We start from the raw sequence: 17,610 nt of genomic DNA, 5'->3' as shown, positions 1-17,610 counted from the left end.
TCCTTTAGCGTTTATCTATTTTTCTTGACGTAATATCCCCAATAAATTGGAAGATAAATACGATAACAACAATAAAGACAGTACAAACAAATACAACATCAAAATCCCATCTTTGGAAGCCTTTACGGTATGCTAAGTCTCCTAGACCACCAGCTCCTATTACACCAGCCATAGCTGTGTAACTAATCAAAGCTATCGCTGTTACCGTAAGACCAGAAATTAAGGCTGGCATCGATTCAGGTAACAATACCTTAAAAATAATCGTGCGGTATTTTGCTCCCATCGCCTTTGCCGCTTCAATAACCCCTTTGTCCACCTCCTTTAATGCTATTTCTACCATGCGGGCATAAAAGGGGGATGCCCCGATGATTAAAGCTGGCAAAGCAGCCTTAGGTCCTCTTATCGTTCCCATTAAGAAATCTGTAAATGGGAAAAGAAGCAGTATTAATATAATGAACGGTATCGCGCGAAAAACATTAACTAATGTTGCAGTAATAAAATTGATAATTTGGTTTTCCCAAATCCCTCCACGCGCCGTCAAAAACAATAATAATCCTAGTAAAACACCTAAAATTAATGTTCCAATGACAGATAAAACGGTCATATATAGTGTTTCATAAGTAGCTGTCCATAAATCGTCCATATTTACATTAGGAAATAAATCATTCAACATCGGATATCACCTCAATTTCTACTGATGTACTTGTGATCGTATCCAAGGCTGCTTCGATATCCTTTTCATGTCCGTCTATATGAATAACCAATGACCCGTAAACCCCTTCTTGTGTCTGACTAATGTTGCCTTGCAAAATATTAATATCGACCTCAAATTGTTTAGCTAATTGGCTAATGAGGGAACGATTGGTATCTTCGCCGATAAAATGCAACTTCAAGACTTTCCCTGATGTATAACCTTTAATAATTGTGTCTAGTGTGTCGTCGTTCGGCTCTTGTGTCATAACTTGTTGTACAAACCGTTTCGTAGTATTCTCTTTTGGATGCATAAACACATCTAAAACTTTACCTTGTTCGATAACTTGACCATTTTCCATAACAGCTACACGATGACAGATTTTTTGGATGACATGCATCTCGTGGGTAATTAAAATAATCGTCAACCCTAATTTTTTATTAATATCAACGAGTAAATCTAGTATGTCATCTGTTGTTTGTGGATCTAATGCGGACGTAGCCTCATCACACAACAACACTTTTGGATCATTCGCCAGTGCACGCGCAATTCCGACACGCTGTTTTTGCCCACCACTTAGTTGAGAAGGATACGACTTTTCTTTTCCTGAAAGTCCAACCAGTTGAATTAACTCCCGAGCCTTTTCTTCTCGATTTGGTGTACCTGCTATCTCAAGTGGTAACATAATGTTCTCTAAAACGTTTCTAGACCAAAGGAGATTAAAGTGTTGGAAAATCATGCCGATTTTTTGGCGTTCTTTCCGTAATTTTCGTGGGCTCAAAGTGGTTATGCTTTGATTATCAACGATAATTTCGCCACTTGTCGGCTCTTCTAGTCTATTGAGTAACCGGACAAACGTACTTTTTCCAGCACCACTAAATCCAATTACACCAAAAATTTCACCTTTATTAATATTTAAGTTGATATTATCAACAGCTAAAACTTCAGATTCATTACTTTGATATGTTTTTGAAACATTTTTTATAGAAATCATTTTGGTACCTCCTCATAAAAAAACACCTTTCTGTTCGCAGGAGAACAGAAAGGCGTATGTATACGCTCGCTGTTCTCTCATCTGCCAAAGTCAATGACTTTGCAGGAATTGGCACCTTTCAAACAAAACGTTTGTTTGATGGTTGCCGGGCTTCACAGGGCCAGTCCCTCCACCTCTCTTGATAAGAGAATATATATGAAATTTATATGATTCTATTTGATTCACAAAAGAGATTTTAGCACCCTTTGTTAGTAGTTGTCAACAAAAATAACATCTCTTTACCACAAGAAAGAACTTTGTAATTTATTTAATCTCCGCCAACATTGTGAAATTAAGTGGGGTTGTCGTACCACTTTTCCTTATTTCTCAAGGTTAGTCTCTTCACCTCTCATGATGAGATAAATATGAGATTATCAGTATACTATATCTCAAATACAACCGATGTCAACAACAATTATGTGACGAAAAATAGGGAGTTCCCTCGATTTCCGGGGAAATAATTCAAAATTACGCAGAAAAAAGGGAGTCCTCCCGTAGAACTGGTTCGCGATTTGCGCACGGGCTCAAACAAAGTGGACATACTGATATTATGGTATTAAGCGGAAAAGTGAAATCAATCTTATTACTTTATTAACTAAGCATTTAAAATATTTCACTTAATTGTGCAAAAAAGGATAGTTAGCCATTATTTTGGGCTAACTATCCTAATGAATATCTATTTTATTTTAGCTAAAGGTCATAGATTTTGATGCTAATAGGATCTAGTAACCGTTAAATCAAACGCCCCATTCGCACCAGACCATAAACCGACATAAATGTATTTTGTTCCTCCCGGTACAACTCCTGACTCATTTCCGGATGCAGTTGCTACGCCACCGATAACTTCGAAATCTTTATTGTAAAAGAATACATCAAAATCATTGGAACTATCATTTGCTTTTAACGTAAAGTTATGCAACCCATCACCGTATTGTTGCGGAAGGGTTACTACATACCCATCTGCACCTTGTGAAGCTGGATTAGGATTCTGTGTTGTAACAAATTCATTCTCTGTAACAGCTAACGTAGCAGGAACGCCCCCTAATGACCCAATTCCTGTTCCTGGATTTCCAATCTCAACTGTTCCGTTCGCAGTAAATGGCTCAGATGGTGGAATATCAATAGGTTCGACTGCTGCTCCATTTTTCGTAAAGGCTTGTAATTCTGCCACTTGTACAAAACCTTTACTATTGTCTTGCGTACTGTTAGCTACTAACCTTATAAACTTCGCCTTTGTTGGTTTTTTAAGATCAAACGTTTTATAGTGTAAGTCAGGTGCAGCTGGACGTGGCTTTTGATACGTAAAGCGGTCTTCAACGACCGTTGTCCAATTCGATCCATCTTCCGATATTTGTATTTTGAAATCTTTCAAAGTAGCAAAGCGTGAGTTCGCTACATCCTTAAAGGCACTTACTTGAACACGAGAAACTTTGACTGCCTCATCCCCAGCCAAGTCGACACTAAACGTTGTACGATTGAAGCCATTTTCTTTTTCTTCTGTTGCATAAACGCTCGCTTCAGTATCATCAATTGCCAGTTTGGCAGGGTTGCTATCGGATGGGTCATCTGCCTGTAGAATGGTTGCTCCATTAAAAGAAGAAGCGACGTTTGGTGCTAATGAGATTTTAAGAGAGTTTGCTTTACCAGCTTTAATCTTAACCTTTTCAGTAAGAGTAGTAGAACCATAGCCTTTCGCCTGTATTGTTACGTCGTACTCCCCTTCGACCATTGGAAGTGCAAATCCACCTGTTTCACTTGTAACTGCCGCAGCAGAAGTTCTTGCCTCATATTGGCCAATAATTACCCTTGCATTATCTACTGGCTCTCCTGTCGTGGCATTCACAATTTCTCCACGAAGGAAGCCATTATAATCACCCTCATATGCAAAGGATGGAACTGGGTCTGTGTCGTCTCCTGTATTAGAGTATGCACCATCACCTAAACCACGTTGTGCAAATGCTTTCCAAATTACATCATTGTATTTTCCGTCGTATCGTTCAAACGCCGCTGTCACGATTGCCGTTCTCATATCAACCATAGAAGGATCAGGTACCGAAATAGGCATCGCATCTAAAACAATATGCTCAATTACTTCTTCTCCTTCTGACTTTCCGTATGCCTCAATTAAACTTTCACGGACATGCCACAATATGGCTGACCATATACCTCCATCAGCATGTACTTGAGGTCCAGTGATATCATAACCAATATCTCCGTAATTATATGGAGCTTTATCAAGAGCGTGGTTTCGGATTCCACGTTCAGCATTACCTGTTACATATGCACCTACTACTGGATCAGTTTGAAGACCCTCTTTCACAAGGTAGTGCATGCCTAGGAAATCACCCCACCCTTCTCCCATAGCTCCAGATTGGAAACTATTTAAAGCTTCTCCACCTGCAACGTAACGGTTTGTAAGTGCGTGCGAATATTCATGATATATAACCCCGGCATCATAATCACCGTCTGCGTATTTCCCTTCAAATACGCCTGGAATCGGCTCCCATAAAAACATGCCACTCCATGAAGTAAGACCATCCGGCAATGTTAACATATAAGCATTATCTCGCCCTGTATAGGTCGGTGCCCCACCTGTAGTCGCACCTGCCTGTACAAGACCTAATATTGGGTCACCTTCTAATCCACCATTACCGTAATTAGAGAGTTGCATATTCCCTGCTTCCTCAGTCCATCCAAGATTGTAAAGATAATCATGGAAAAGATTATGGTGATAAAACAAATTCGTTGCAGCACTGTTTACATCCTCTGCATAAGAAGGAGGTAACGTTTCTCCCTCCTTTTTCATCCATGCATTTGTGAAAAGATAGTCGAAATCACCTGTAGCCGTTACTGGTCGTACTGCTTCGTCTGCAGGGACAAGAAAGTTACTCCAGTTAGCAAACGAATTAGCATTGTTTCCAAATGTGGTGAATCCTAGTTCAGTACCCGGTATCAACCAACCGTGTGGTGATGCATGTTCATCTCCTGCAAAGGATTTTGATACTTGCTCTCCACCATCCGGTGCATATGGGACCGATGGGTAATTTTCAAATATTAACCCTTCTGACTCTAGTAAGCTTGACTCACTATGGGAAAAATCGACTAATGCTCGTTCAAATAGCTTTTCGCCTGTCGTTCCATCAATCACTACTTCATAACCTTCGTTCAGTTCTTCAATAAAAAGGACACGATAAGCAGGACGTACACTATCCTTCATAATAAACGAAGCCTTTTTCACATATTGATCAGTTGGAAGAACATCAGAACCATCGAATACTGTCCAGCCATTTTTTTCACCGCTTATAGAAGGCGTATAGTCTAACTCTGGGGCATGTAGATTTAATACTTCTTGAAGTGCATCATCCGGGGTAAGTTCAAAAGAAGCAGATAAAGTAGTTTCTCTTGTTACATTAGAGGTAACCATTAAGATTTTACCGTCTTTGTTCACAGAAACAATAATCCGCCCACCAAAAACTGACTCCAATCCATTAAATGACTGCTGAAATGTTACGGGTGTTAAACCTGTTTCTTCGCTCTTTGATGCACGAATCATTTTTAACGTTTTCATATTATCAGAAGATAGGCCAAACACAGCAGCATGATCCTCTAACCATTCTCTCGCAATCTCTTCAGCACTGCCATCTGTAGCTTCGGTTAAGTACCCATCCTTTTTCACAATCGTAGCTGGCGTACCAAACCTATCGTTCCAAGTAATTTTTGTTCTTTCCCCTGCTGAATTTACTAATTGGTTTGCTGCATCTAACTGTACATCCGTAGGCAATATTTGCTGTAACGAGTCTCTAATGTCAAATGAGTTTAAGTGGGTATGCTCTTCTTCTACACTTGAATTAGAGACAGATCCAGAAAGTGTTATAGCCCCTGAAGAACTAATCGTTAAGAGCTGTCCAACGATTAAAGCTGAACTTAATACAGATAAGGTCTTTTTCTTCCTTTTCATTTTCTTCCTCCTTTTTATTCGATTTATCTATTCGTTCTATAATGTATTTACAACCCCTTCCATTCATCATCAATATAGGAACTATATTCTATGAAATTTAGCCAATTGTCTTATGACATATAATACGGAAGTAGTAATATGTCAGTTGAGACTTTCACAAAGACTGGGTAATGTAACAATGGAATGAGCTGATCACAAAAAGATGCAAAAAAGTGAGGGAGATACTTCTGAGGCTTAAAATGAACGGCTATAAAAAAAGCCCTTTACAACCAGGTAAAAAATGCGCATAGAAGGTGTAAAGGACAATTCATTATGAAGGTAAGTACATTTGCAGCTTTTCATACATATACGGGACCGAATGAAAGGCATAAATCTTCTCTTCCGCTATCCCGTTACGAAAAACGATTAAACAAGGAACACTTTTGATTTTATACTGTTGCATCACATGAGGAAAAAGCGAAGCATTCATGGCGTGAAACTGGAGACTCCCTTTCATTTGTTCAATAGTATTCAACATTTTACGAGCCACATTACAAGTTCCACAAAATGGTGTATAAATAAAAATGAATGATAGACCAACTTCTTGGTTAAATATGGCTAAATTATCTTTCGTTATTTCCTTCATCTCTCTTCCTATCCCTTCAAATAGTTCGTATCAATCGCAATGTCCGCTCTTACGAGGATAGAGGCTAATTCATAATCAGGAGTTGTTTCTACCTCCCGGAATGACCGATCAACATATAATTGTTGGGCATGCGGAAGCTCCCGTGTTAACTGCTTACGCAATTTATGTCCAGAATCGTCTTCATCAAGTAATAAATAGACATCTCGGTAATCTAATTGATGGTCTTCAATAATATTCTCTAATTGCTCAACTCCGATTGTTCCATTTGTACAGATGATTTCAACTTGTTCTGTAATAATTTTTTTGATTTTTTTTTTATCGGAATTCCCCTCAACAATTATTACCTTTTCAGCCTCGTTCATAAGATCACCTATCTCAAGTTTTATCCGAATCAGTTACGACAAAGAAAAATATGAAAAAGGCAGTGGTGACCACTGCCTTTTACCACTAGCATTTCTAACTTACTCGTCTTTTGTCATCTCTTCGTACTGTTCTGCAGTCATTAAATCATCGATTTGGGATTTATTAGCAGGTTCGACAACAATCATCCAAGCTTTTTCATATGGAGATTCATTAACGAATTCGGGACTATCATCTAACTCTTCATTGACTTCAACTACTTTACCACTTACAGGAGCATAAAGCTCAGATACCGTTTTTACAGACTCTACACTTCCGAATGGCTCGTCGACTTCCAACTCATCTCCAACCTCAGGTAATTCAACAAAAACAATATCCCCAAGTTCCGATTGAGCAAAGTCCGTAATTCCGATTCGTACTTTATCCCCTTCTACTTTCACCCATTCGTGTTCTTCTGAATAACGTAAATCTTTTGGTAAACTCATTATTCATTACCTCCTATGTATCATTTCACAATTCAAATCATAAATTGTTTTCCTACTAAACCTCAAACGTATTGCTCATTATTTCCATGTTTCCTCAAAAGTTTCTTCTTTAAACCCAACGGTTACCTTATCACCGTTGGTTACTATCGGTCGTTTAATTAACATTCCGTCGGAAGCAAGATAGTCTATCATCTCATCTTCAGTTGCATCTTTCAGCTTATTCTTTAAGCCAAGTTCACGATATTTTTTCCCACTCGTATTAAAGAACTTTTTCGGTGGCAACCCACTTTTTTCTATTAAGTTCTTTAAGGTGTCCTCTGATGGTGTCTGTTCCACTATATGTATTGAATCATATGTAACACCATGATTATCAAGCCACTTAAGAGCTTTTTTACATGTTCCGCAATTTGGATAAAAATATACGAATACCCCCATTATCTGCCCCCCTTTTTCCCATTTCATCATTAGTTTATCACAAAACAATAAGGACCATAAGCCCTATAAAAAAAGGCCTGCCAATGCAGACCTACACGAAATACTTTTCTTCCGAGATAACTTTTGCAGCTATTTCCCTTTTCTTTAGTATAACGTTTACAGGATCTCGTCTAGTTAGCTTTCGTAGTGCACCTAACATCATTCGCAAATTGTCCCCTGATTCAACCGCCATTAATGTTTCTTTCGCATGGGCCTCAATACGATTGAAGGCCTCCTCACAATAAACCTCCGTACACAGTACCTTCTGTTGATTTTGTTCTTCACCGTTCGTTTTAATGGCTTTTTCCGTTCTGAGGATAGCTGATTCCATATTGTAAATCTCACCAGCAATATCAGCGATATTAACGAGTATTTCCTGCTCCTGTTCTAATTTTTTTCCGTAGGTTTGCACAGCTAATCCAGCGACTAACAAGCCAATCTTTTTCGCATTCGACAATACATATTTTTCTTGATTAAGTACACCTTCTTCTACTCGCTCCGGCATCATCATCATAATTTCCTCTTGTAGTGCTTCACCTTTTTGCAGTAATGGTAATTCACCCTTCATAGCCTTTTTTAAAAATGTTCCCGGTACAAGTAAGCGATTAATTTCGTTCGTTCCTTCAAATATACGATTGATCCGAGAATCTCGGTACATCCGTTCCACTTCATATTCTTGCATAAATCCATATCCACCGTGGATTTGGACAGCCTCATCAACACAGTAATCAAGCAGTTCTGTCCCTAAATACTTTGTAATTGAACATTCTATCGCATATTCGGCTATTCCTTTTGCCACTGCAGCACCATCATTTAATTCTTCCTGTGACAATCCTCCGAGTTTTTGCTCAAACAATCCTACAGTACGATAAACTGCACTTTCATTCGCATATATTCGGGAAGCCATTGTACCGAATTTTTCTTGTGTTAAACGGAACTGTGATATTGGTGTTTGGAACTGCTTCCGTTCATTCGCATATTTTGCAGCTACTTCTAATGCACGCTTTGAGCCACCAACGGCACCAATAGCCAATTTATATCGTCCAACGTTTAAAATGTTAAACGCAATAATATGACCTCTCCCTATCTCCCCAAGGACATTCTGTGCAGGTACTTCAGCATCTTCTAAAATTAATGTTCTCGTGGATGAAGATTTAATCCCCATTTTCTTTTCCTCAGGTCCAGTCGATACCCCTGGATAGCCCCGTTCCACAATAAAGGTGGTAAATTTATCACCATCAACCTTTGCATATACGATAAACAAATCAGCAAAAGCAGAGTTCGTAATCCACTGTTTTTCTCCATTTAAAATATAATGTGTACCATCTTTATTTAATTTTGCTGTTGTTTTCGCACCTAAAGCATCAGAGCCTGAACCGGGTTCTGTTAAGGCATATGCTGCTATTTTTTCTCCAGTTGCAAGTGCCGGTAAATACTTTTCTTTTTGCACTTTATTTCCGAAAAACACAATTGGTAATGATCCAATTCCAACATGGGCACCGTGCGTTATCGAAAAACCACCAGCTAGTGATATTTTCTCTGTTATTAATGATGAGCTAACCTTATCTAATTCAAGCCCACCATATTCTTCTGGCACATCTGCACCTAATAACCCTAATTCACCCGCTTTCTTTAATAAATTCACAGATAACTCAAACTCATGGTTTTCAATTCGGTCTAAGTAAGGTAATACTTCTTTAGCAACAAACTCTTCTGTCGTTTTTCCGATCATCACATGCTCATCTGTAAAATCTTCTGGAGTTAATATATCTTCCGCTTCAATATCTTCAATAAAGAAACCTCCGCCCTTAAATTGCTTCGCCTTCGTTTCTCCCATTTTCATAGCCTCCCTTATATTAATTCAAAGACACCAGCTGCTCCCATTCCACCACCGATACACATAGTGACAACGCCGAATTGTTCCTTTCTTCTTTTCATTTCGTGAATAAGTGATAAAGTCAATTTCGTCCCGGTGCACCCAAGCGGATGCCCTAATGCAATCGCTCCTCCATTGACATTCACTTTCTCTTCATCTAACTCGAGCGCTTGAATGACTCGTATGGATTGCGACGCAAACGCCTCATTTAATTCAAACAGACCTATGTCAGATAGTTCGAGCCCCGCTAGTTCAAGTGCCTTCGGAATAGCTTCGATTGGACCTACTCCCATAATTTCAGGTTCTACTCCAGCTACCGCAAATGACTTAAACTTAACGAGGGGCTTGAATCCTTCTGCTAAAGCTTTTTCATGGTCCATAACAAGTACAGAAGCGGCACCATCACTCATTTGCGACGAATTCCCGGCTGTAACCGAACCTGTAATAGAAAAAGCAGGTTTCAGTTGCGCTAACACGTCTAATGTTGTGTTTGGACGTACCCCTTCATCCTGCTTAAACATTATGGTTCTTTCCTCCAACTGATGATCTTCACTTAAACCGTTAGAATTTACTTCAATAGGAACGATTTCCTCATCAAATTTCCCTTCCGCCAACGCTTTTGCCGCTTTTTGATGACTCCGAACCGCAAAGGCATCCTGTTGTTCACGATTAATTTGAAACCGCTTTGCAACTTCTTCTGCAGTGTGACCCATCGACATGTAATAGCCAGGGGCATTTTCGACTAAGCGAACATTCGGTCTTATGACATGCCCCCCCATAGGGATTAAACTCATCGATTCAGCTCCACCAGCAATAATGGTGTCACTTGCTCCTAACATGATCCGCTCCGCTGCATAAGCAATACTTTGTAGCCCTGAAGAACAGTAGCGATTGATCGTAATGGCAGGAACGTCATAAGACAGTCCTGCTAAACCCGCAATATTTCGAGCCATGTTCATTCCTTGCTCAGCTTCGGGCATTGCACACCCGATAATGACATCATCAATATTTCCGTCATATCCATTTGCACGATTTAATGTCTCTTTAATTGTTAAAGCCGCTAAGTCATCGGGTCTCATTTTCGCTAATGTCCCTTTTTTTGCCTTTCCGACAGGTGTTCTAGCACCAGAGACGATTACTGCTTCTCTCACAATTTCTCCCCCTTTGTCACCTTAATTCCGTAACGGTTTACCTTTCATAAGCATATGTTGCATCCTTTGTTGTGTTTTCTCTTCTCCTATTAAACTTAAAAAGGCTTCCCGCTCCAGATCCAGTAAATACTGTTCATCTACGTATGTGCCATATGACAAACGACCACCTGCTAATACGAAAGCTAGCTTTCTGGCAATTTTCAAGTCATGTTCGGATGCATAGCCTCCGTAGTGAAGGGATTTTGCTCCTAGCAACATGGTTGCATAGCCTTGTTCTCCTACTACCGGGACCTTCTTACGCTTCGGCGGTTTATAACCAGTATCATAAAGAGCAATTGCCTTCTGTTTTGCATCATGAATGAGGTGGTCATTATTGACACTAATTGCATCTTGATCATTCAAAAAACCACTTTCATAGGCCTCATCTCCTGAAGTTGACACCTTTGCCATAGCAATCTTTTCAAACACATCGTTCGCTACCTTTTGTAAATCGAAATCGATACCTTCGGGTAGGCGGTTTAATTGCTTGATATAAAATTCTTTATTTCCGCCTCCTCCTGGTATTAATCCAACACCGAATTCTACTAACCCCATATACGTTTCTTGGGAGGCTTGAATGGCGTCAGCTGGGAGACAAACTTCTGCTCCTCCACCTAATGTCATGCCGAAAGGTGCTGCAACCACAGGTTTTTCATTATATTTTAATTTCATCATCGCTTGTTGAAACTGCTTCACGACTAACTCGATTTCCATAAAATTATCGTCCTGTGCTTCCATTAAAATCATCGCTAAATTCGCACCAACACAGAAATTTCTCCCTTGATTCCCAATTACGAGTCCCTTGTAATTTCGATTTACTTCGTCTAATGAGGAATGAATCATATGGATGATGTCGAGGCCAATGGCATTATTTTGAGAATGGAATTCCAGCAAAGCAATATCATCACCTATATCTATTAAGCTAGCTCCACTATTCTTTTTCATAACGCCGTTTGTTTCTTTCCAACGTTGAAGGTGAATTTCTTTTTTGTTGTACACCTTTTCTTTGTATTCTCCATGATGGTAGAAATGAACTTTCCCACCATCCCGTTTATAAAAGGAAGTAGTCCCCTCCTTTAACATATCGTCTAGCCACTGTGGGACACTTTGACCTTCGTCCTTCATTCGACTAATCGATTTTTCAAGACCTATTGCATCCCACATTTCAAAAGGGCCAAGTTCCCAGCCGAACCCCCATCGCATTGCTTCGTCTATCGCCGTAATATCGTCGGCTATTTCACCTAGCAGTTGAGCAGAATATAGAAGGACTGGACTCGTAATCGACCATAAAAAGTCACTTGCACGATCTCCTTCCTGGTATAAAAGCGTTTTCAATTTGCGGCTAAGGGTCTTTTCCTGCTTTGCCATTTTTACAGCTGCCGTTCTCAATTTCTTTCGCTCAACATATTCTAACGATTTATAATCTAATTCGAGAATGATACTTTCGTTATCACTTTTAACTTTCTTAAAAAACCCTTGCCCTGATTTCGCCCCCAACCATCCTTTTTCATTCATTTCCTTCATAAATGGGGGGATTTGAAACACATCTTTTTCGTCCCCTTCGACCTTTTCATGCACATTGTTCGCCACATGTATAAATGTATCCAGGCCAACGACATCAAGCGTGCGAAATGTTGCACTTTTTGGCCTGCCGATCACTGGTCCAGTAATGGAATCTACTTCCCCAATGCTATATCCATTACGAACCATTTCTTGCACCGTAACCATTAAGCCATACGTACCAATTCGATTCGCAATAAAGTTTGGGGTATCCTTCGCTTCTACTACACCTTTTCCTAACACATCTTCGCCAAACTTTTTCATAAAGGCTAAAACTTCTTCACTTGTGTTCTTTGTTGGGATAATCTCTAATAATTTTAAATAGCGTGGGGGATTGAAAAAGTGAGTGCCTAGAAAGTGCTTCTTAAAATCTTCTGTTCTTCCATCACTCATCTTGTTAACAGAAATACCAGAGGTGTTTGAACTGACAATGGATCCTTTTTTGCGGTATCGATCTACTTGTTCAAATACTTTTTGTTTTATCGGTAAATGTTCTACAACAACTTCAATAATCCAATCTACATCTGCGAGTTGTTCTATATCATCTTCCATATTTCCCACTGTAATGAGGTCGGCATTTTTCTTGCTTGTTAGTGGGGCCGGTTTTTGCTTGAATAGCTTCTTTTTACTTTCGTTTACTATGCGATTTCGCACTGAAGGAGTTTCTAGAGTATATCCTTTCTTTTGTTCAGATTCCGTAAGCGCCTTTGGAACAATGTCTAACATTAATGTTGGAATTCCCACGTTTACCAAATGGGCTGCAATTCCCGCTCCCATGACACCTGAGCCTATAACGACCGCCCGTTCAATTTTTTTCGTCATACGTTCCTCCCCTTTTTTTGAATGAATACTCATTCATTTTATTCGGAAATTTTTTTAGTTAGTACTTTTACCCAATTTATACCCTTACTATAAATGATTTTCAGACATTTCGCAATCTTTTCTCAATGAAAGAAACCGTTGATCCTCATTTGAGAATCAACGGTTTCTTCTTACTTTTTAAAGATTCCTTTTAATATAAAAGCAACGTTTGCAGGTCTTTCAGCAAGTCTACGCATAAAGTATCCATACCAGTCATTACCGTATGGTACATATACCCTCATTTTATAGCCTTCCTTCACTAACTCTTCTTGTTTTTCCGCACGTATTCCATATAACATTTGAAATTCGAATTGATCATTCGGAATGTTGTGCTCCTTTACGAGCTCTTTTGTATATTCAATCATATGATCATCATGAGAAGCAACAGCTGTATAATTACCGTTTAATAAATGTATTTTAATGATCTTTTTTAAGTTTTCATCTACATCAGCTTTATTTGGATACGCAACTTCTGGTGATTCTTTATATGCTCCTTTAACAAGTCGTAAATTCGGTTTATACACGTTTAATTCCTGGATATCGTCTACGGTACGGTATAAATACGATTGTAAAACGGTTCCGAGCCCATCATATTCTTTTTTCAATTGTTTAAATATGTCAAGCGTCTTTCCACAACGTGCATAATCCTCCATATCGATCGTAATGAACACGTTATGCTTCTTCCCTGCTTCTAAAATCTTTCGCATGTTTTCCATAACAAGTTCATCGGAAATATCTAGTCCCATTGATGTCATCTTTAATGACAGTTGGGAATCAAGTTGTTGTTCACCAATTACTTTAATTGCTTTAATGCACTCTTCCGTACGTTCCCTCGCTTCTTCTTCGTTGTCTACGAATTCCCCTAAATGATCAAGGGTAACGACTAAGCCTTTTTCATTCAATTTCTTTATCGCTGCAGCTGCATCTTCGATTGTTTCCCCTGCAACAAATCTACCTGCACCACAACGTAATCCATACTTTTTCGCCAATCTCGTAAAAAATTTGTTATTGGATAAGAACAAGAAAAACTTACGCATTAATTTCTCCATTTAAGCTCCCCCTCTGTGTATCCCCGTTATGTAATTGACAAACTATTTTAATAATATCATTTTTTCAGAAAAATGGACAAAATGGAATATATTTTTTGAAGATATTGTAGCAATTTGAGCATAATTGTCATTTTTTAGTGAAAACATATTCAATAGTCATAAAAAAAAGGAGGAAATTTTGTGCAACAACAACAATCCAACCAAACGCAAATGTCCATTCCCCAAAATGTATATAGTACAAAAGATCACTTATACTTATCCGACATGCTTTCCTGGAATTTAAATGCTTGTAAAAAAGCTCATTTTTATGCGCAAAACTGTAACAATCAAGATGTAAAAGCTGCCCTAGAACAAGCTGGACAAATGCACCAACGACATTACGAAAAAATATTGCAACATTTGAATTCCAACCCTTCTTCCCAAACTATGCAATAAGGAGTGAACAATATGCAAAATCAACAAGGTGGACAAAGTGGACAAAAAATTCAGAATCCAGAAACTCAAATCCCGAAAACACCACAAATGAATGAACGTGACTTTGCCCAAGATATGCTAACGACAGAAAAATATATGACCAATGCTTATAGTGTGGCAATGAATGAAATGAGCAATCAAAGCGTTTACCAAGATTTAGCTACCATCTTCAAAGAGACACAAGATTGTCAACGTCAACTGTTTGAAATGATGTTCAAAAATGGATGGTACAGCCTTGAACAAGTAGGTCAACAAAAAATGCAACAATCATATCAACAATTCTCTAACTATAAAAACCAACTACCATATGTTCAACATTAAAAAAAGCATGTGAGCTTCAAGCTCACATGCTTTTTAGTTACACGACGTCGAAACCTTGTTCCTCTACAGCTTCTGCCATTTTTTCTTTTGTAACTTTTCCATCTTCAAATGTAACGTTCACTTTCCCTGCATCAAGTTGTACATCGACTTTTTCCACACCTTCAAGGGAAGTTAGTGCCCCCTCAACAGACTGTTTACAATGACCACATGTCATGCCTTTCACATCTAATGTTAATTCCATGATTCATCTTCCTTTCTCAAATTATATTTTTACCTTCTTTAATCGAAGGGAATTCGATACTACACTTACTGAACTAAATGCCATTGCTGCACCAGCAATCCATGGTGCCAATAATCCTAATGCCGCAACTGGTATTCCTGCACTATTATATACAAAAGCCCAAAACAAATTTTGCTTAATGTTTTTCATCGTTTTCTGGCTAAGTCGAATCGCTTTTGGAAGCAAACGTAAATCCCCACCTAAGATGGTAAGATCAGCCGCTTCAATCGCCACATCTGTTCCAGTCCCAATCGCAATGCCAATGTCGGCTACCGCTAATGCCGGGGCATCATTAATACCGTCACCAACCATGGCGACGTTTTTCCCTTCTTGTTGAAGTTTTTTCACATAGTTTGCTTTTTGATCAGGTAATACTTCAGCAATTACCTGTTCAACACCAACTTTACCTGCAATGGCTTCAGCTGTTCGGCGGTTGTCTCCAGTTAGCATGAGAACTTTTATCCCCATTTGTTTTAATTGCGTAATTGCTTCCTTTGCCTCATCTTTAACGGTATCTGCAACAGCAATTGCCCCATTACATACACCGTCAACACTGATTAGCATTGCCGTCTTTCCTTCTTTCTCCCAATCTTCCATTTCTTTTTGAAAGTGTAATGGAATGTTATGTTTTTCTAGAAGAGAACGGGTTCCGATGAGTATGCTCTTCCCATCAATAGTAGCTATTATACCGTGACCTGGTATTGCTTCAAATTGGGAGGAGTCCATAATATCAATACCCTGTTCTTTACCATACTCAACGATGGCATCTGCAAGTGGATGTTCAGAACCTTTTTCTGCACTAACTGCGAGCGCTAACGTCTGTTCATCCCCCAAATAATTAGTAACCTTTGGTTTCCCATGTGTAATTGTTCCTGTTTTGTCAAAGACAACTGTATTGATAGCAAAAGCAGCCTCTAAATATTCTCCACCTTTAAATAGAATACCTTGTTCTGCTCCCTTTCCAGTTCCAACCATAATGGACGTAGGTGTTGCTAGCCCTAACGCACATGGACATGCTATAACAAGGACTGTGATACTAGCTGTTAATGCCATTTCTAAGTTACCAGGGTTACCAAAATAGAACCATGCTCCAAACGATATGAGCGCAATAGCTACTACAACAGGAACGAAATAACCTGAAATAATATCGGCCATTCTCTGGATTGGAGCTTTTGATCCTTGTGCCTGTTTCACGACTTCAACGATGTTTGCTAATGTTGTATTTTCCCCAACTTCAGTAGCCTCGACTTGAATAACACCATTTTTATTAATCGTCGCTCCAACTACCCGGTCCCCTGTTATTTTGTTAACAGGTATAGATTCGCCTGTAATCATCGATTCATCTACTGATGTACGCCCTTTGATCACGTATCCATCTACTGGAATTTTTTCACCTGGTTTCACAATTAGGACGTCACCTACCGTTACCTTATCAATCGGGACACGCACTTCTTCCCCCTCTTTTATAACGGTAGCCTCTTTCGCTTGAAGGTTTAGCAGTTTCGAAATCGCTAGCGTTGTACGTCCTTTTGCCAATGTTTCGAAGTATTTTCCTAGTAGAATGAGCGTAATTAAAATGGCGCTCGTTTCAAAGTATAGATGTGGATGATACATTGGGTTAAATACGGTTCGTACGGTTTCAACAACGCTATAAAAATAGGCTGCACTCGTACCTAAGGCAACAAGAACATCCATGTTCGCACTTTTGTTTTTCAAATTCTTATAAGCACCTACGTAAAAAGGCCAACCAATAATAAATTGAACAGGTGTTGCCAAGGCAAATTGAAACCATGGGTTCATAAATATACTAAGTAGTGTTATGCCAAATACATGGTCAAGCATCGTAATAAGGAGAGGAAGAGATAACAAACTCGAAATGATTACCCTTTGTTTTGTTCGTTGGATCTCTTTTTCTTTATAGTCTTCAATATCCTCTTCATCTTCTGTTTTTGCTTCAAAACCTAACTTTTCAATTCGTTTAACTAGTTCTTGTTTCGTGATCATGGCTGGGATATATTCAATCTGTGCTGTTTCGTTAGTTAAGTTAACAGTAGCAGTGACAACCCCATCCAATTTGTTCACGACTTTTTCAATACGGTTGGAACACGCAGAACAAGTCATTCCAAAAATGGTAAAATTCACGTGCTTTGTTACAACATCAAAACCTAGATGTTCGATTTTCTCCGTAATTTGCTTAACAGATGTGGAGTCATCCTCATATTGAATCGTCGCCTGATCAAGGGCAAGATTAACTTTGGCGTTGACTCCATCAATTTTATTTAAGACCTTTTCGATTCTCGTTGAACATGCAGAGCATGTCATTCCTTGGATATCGAGGGTCATATTTTTTTCCTCTACCATTGACTCTCCCCC

15 protein-coding genes and 1 riboswitch are annotated in these 17,610 nt (G+C 39.0%); of the genes, 2 read left to right on the top strand and 13 right to left on the bottom strand.

All coding sequences use genetic code 11. From position 1 onward, the window contains the following. Positions 1 to 4: 4 nt before the first annotated feature. From NLW78_RS12895 to NLW78_RS12845, 11 genes are all read right to left on the bottom strand, one after another. Positions 5 to 673 carry a methionine ABC transporter permease gene (locus tag NLW78_RS12895; RefSeq protein WP_254497557.1) on the bottom strand — a complete coding sequence of 223 codons (669 nt, stop codon included), beginning with the start codon at positions 671 to 673 and terminating at the stop codon, positions 5 to 7. Then, positions 663 to 1,685: a methionine ABC transporter ATP-binding protein gene (locus NLW78_RS12890; RefSeq protein WP_254497556.1), complete on the bottom strand. Its 1,023-nt coding sequence runs from the start codon at positions 1,683 to 1,685 to the stop codon at positions 663 to 665. The genes NLW78_RS12895 and NLW78_RS12890 overlap by 11 nt, the downstream gene beginning before the upstream one ends. A 74-nt stretch (positions 1,686 to 1,759) precedes the next feature. Then, positions 1,760 to 1,873, bottom strand: a riboswitch (SAM riboswitch). Positions 1,874 to 2,436: 563 nt separating this feature from the next. Then, entirely contained in the window at positions 2,437 to 5,682 is a 3,246-nt protein-coding gene (locus tag NLW78_RS12885; RefSeq protein ID WP_254497555.1) for a M36 family metallopeptidase, read from the bottom strand. Positions 5,683 to 5,992: 310 nt separating this feature from the next. Further along, positions 5,993 to 6,307 (bottom strand): thioredoxin family protein, encoded by a 315-nt coding sequence (locus NLW78_RS12880; protein WP_254497554.1) that lies wholly within the window; start codon positions 6,305 to 6,307, stop codon positions 5,993 to 5,995. An 8-nt stretch (positions 6,308 to 6,315) separates the two neighbouring features. After that, on the bottom strand, positions 6,316 to 6,669 hold the full coding sequence (locus NLW78_RS12875) for a toprim domain-containing protein (RefSeq protein WP_254497553.1): 354 nt from the start codon (positions 6,667 to 6,669) through the stop codon (positions 6,316 to 6,318). Positions 6,670 to 6,768: 99 nt separating this feature from the next. Further along, positions 6,769 to 7,152 carry a glycine cleavage system protein GcvH gene (gene gcvH, locus NLW78_RS12870; RefSeq protein ID WP_254497552.1) on the bottom strand — a complete coding sequence of 128 codons (384 nt, stop codon included), beginning with the start codon at positions 7,150 to 7,152 and terminating at the stop codon, positions 6,769 to 6,771. 78 nt (positions 7,153 to 7,230) lie between these two features. Continuing rightward, positions 7,231 to 7,587 carry an arsenate reductase family protein gene (locus NLW78_RS12865; RefSeq protein ID WP_254497551.1) on the bottom strand — a complete coding sequence of 119 codons (357 nt, stop codon included), beginning with the start codon at positions 7,585 to 7,587 and terminating at the stop codon, positions 7,231 to 7,233. A gap of 91 nt (positions 7,588 to 7,678) precedes the next feature. Next, positions 7,679 to 9,463, bottom strand: coding sequence for an acyl-CoA dehydrogenase FadE (locus tag NLW78_RS12860; RefSeq protein ID WP_254497550.1), 1,785 nt, complete (start codon positions 9,461 to 9,463; stop codon positions 7,679 to 7,681). A 14-nt stretch (positions 9,464 to 9,477) separates the two neighbouring features. Further along, positions 9,478 to 10,653, bottom strand: a complete 1,176-nt coding sequence (locus NLW78_RS12855; protein ID WP_254497549.1) for an acetyl-CoA C-acetyltransferase — start codon at positions 10,651 to 10,653, stop codon at positions 9,478 to 9,480. A gap of 21 nt (positions 10,654 to 10,674) precedes the next feature. After that, positions 10,675 to 13,074 (bottom strand): 3-hydroxyacyl-CoA dehydrogenase/enoyl-CoA hydratase family protein, encoded by a 2,400-nt coding sequence (locus NLW78_RS12850; protein WP_254497548.1) that lies wholly within the window; start codon positions 13,072 to 13,074, stop codon positions 10,675 to 10,677. 170 nt (positions 13,075 to 13,244) lie between these two features. Further along, positions 13,245 to 14,162, bottom strand: a complete 918-nt coding sequence (locus NLW78_RS12845; RefSeq protein ID WP_254497547.1) for a proline dehydrogenase family protein — start codon at positions 14,160 to 14,162, stop codon at positions 13,245 to 13,247. Positions 14,163 to 14,342: 180 nt separating this feature from the next. Between NLW78_RS12845 and NLW78_RS12840 the strand changes: the two genes are divergently transcribed. Beyond that, positions 14,343 to 14,597 carry a hypothetical protein gene (locus tag NLW78_RS12840; RefSeq protein WP_254497546.1) on the top strand — a complete coding sequence of 85 codons (255 nt, stop codon included), beginning with the start codon at positions 14,343 to 14,345 and terminating at the stop codon, positions 14,595 to 14,597. A 12-nt stretch (positions 14,598 to 14,609) separates the two neighbouring features. Further along, on the top strand, positions 14,610 to 14,957 hold the full coding sequence (locus NLW78_RS12835; RefSeq protein ID WP_254497545.1) for a spore coat protein: 348 nt from the start codon (positions 14,610 to 14,612) through the stop codon (positions 14,955 to 14,957). Positions 14,958 to 14,994: 37 nt separating this feature from the next. On the opposite strand, the gene copZ is transcribed toward NLW78_RS12835, so the two are convergent. Beyond that, on the bottom strand, positions 14,995 to 15,198 hold the full coding sequence (gene copZ, locus NLW78_RS12830) for a copper chaperone CopZ (protein WP_254497544.1): 204 nt from the start codon (positions 15,196 to 15,198) through the stop codon (positions 14,995 to 14,997). A 21-nt stretch (positions 15,199 to 15,219) separates the two neighbouring features. Further along, positions 15,220 to 17,598, bottom strand: coding sequence for a heavy metal translocating P-type ATPase (locus NLW78_RS12825; RefSeq protein WP_254497543.1), 2,379 nt, complete (start codon positions 17,596 to 17,598; stop codon positions 15,220 to 15,222). Between the last annotated feature and the right edge of the window lie 12 nt (positions 17,599 to 17,610).

The sequence above is a fragment of the Salirhabdus salicampi genome, assembly GCF_024259515.1.
Lineage (GTDB): Bacteria > Bacillota > Bacilli > Bacillales > Alkalibacillaceae > Salirhabdus_A > Salirhabdus_A salicampi.
The sequence above is the reverse complement of the archived record's forward strand: the minus strand, read 5'-3'. Positions and strand labels throughout refer to the sequence as shown.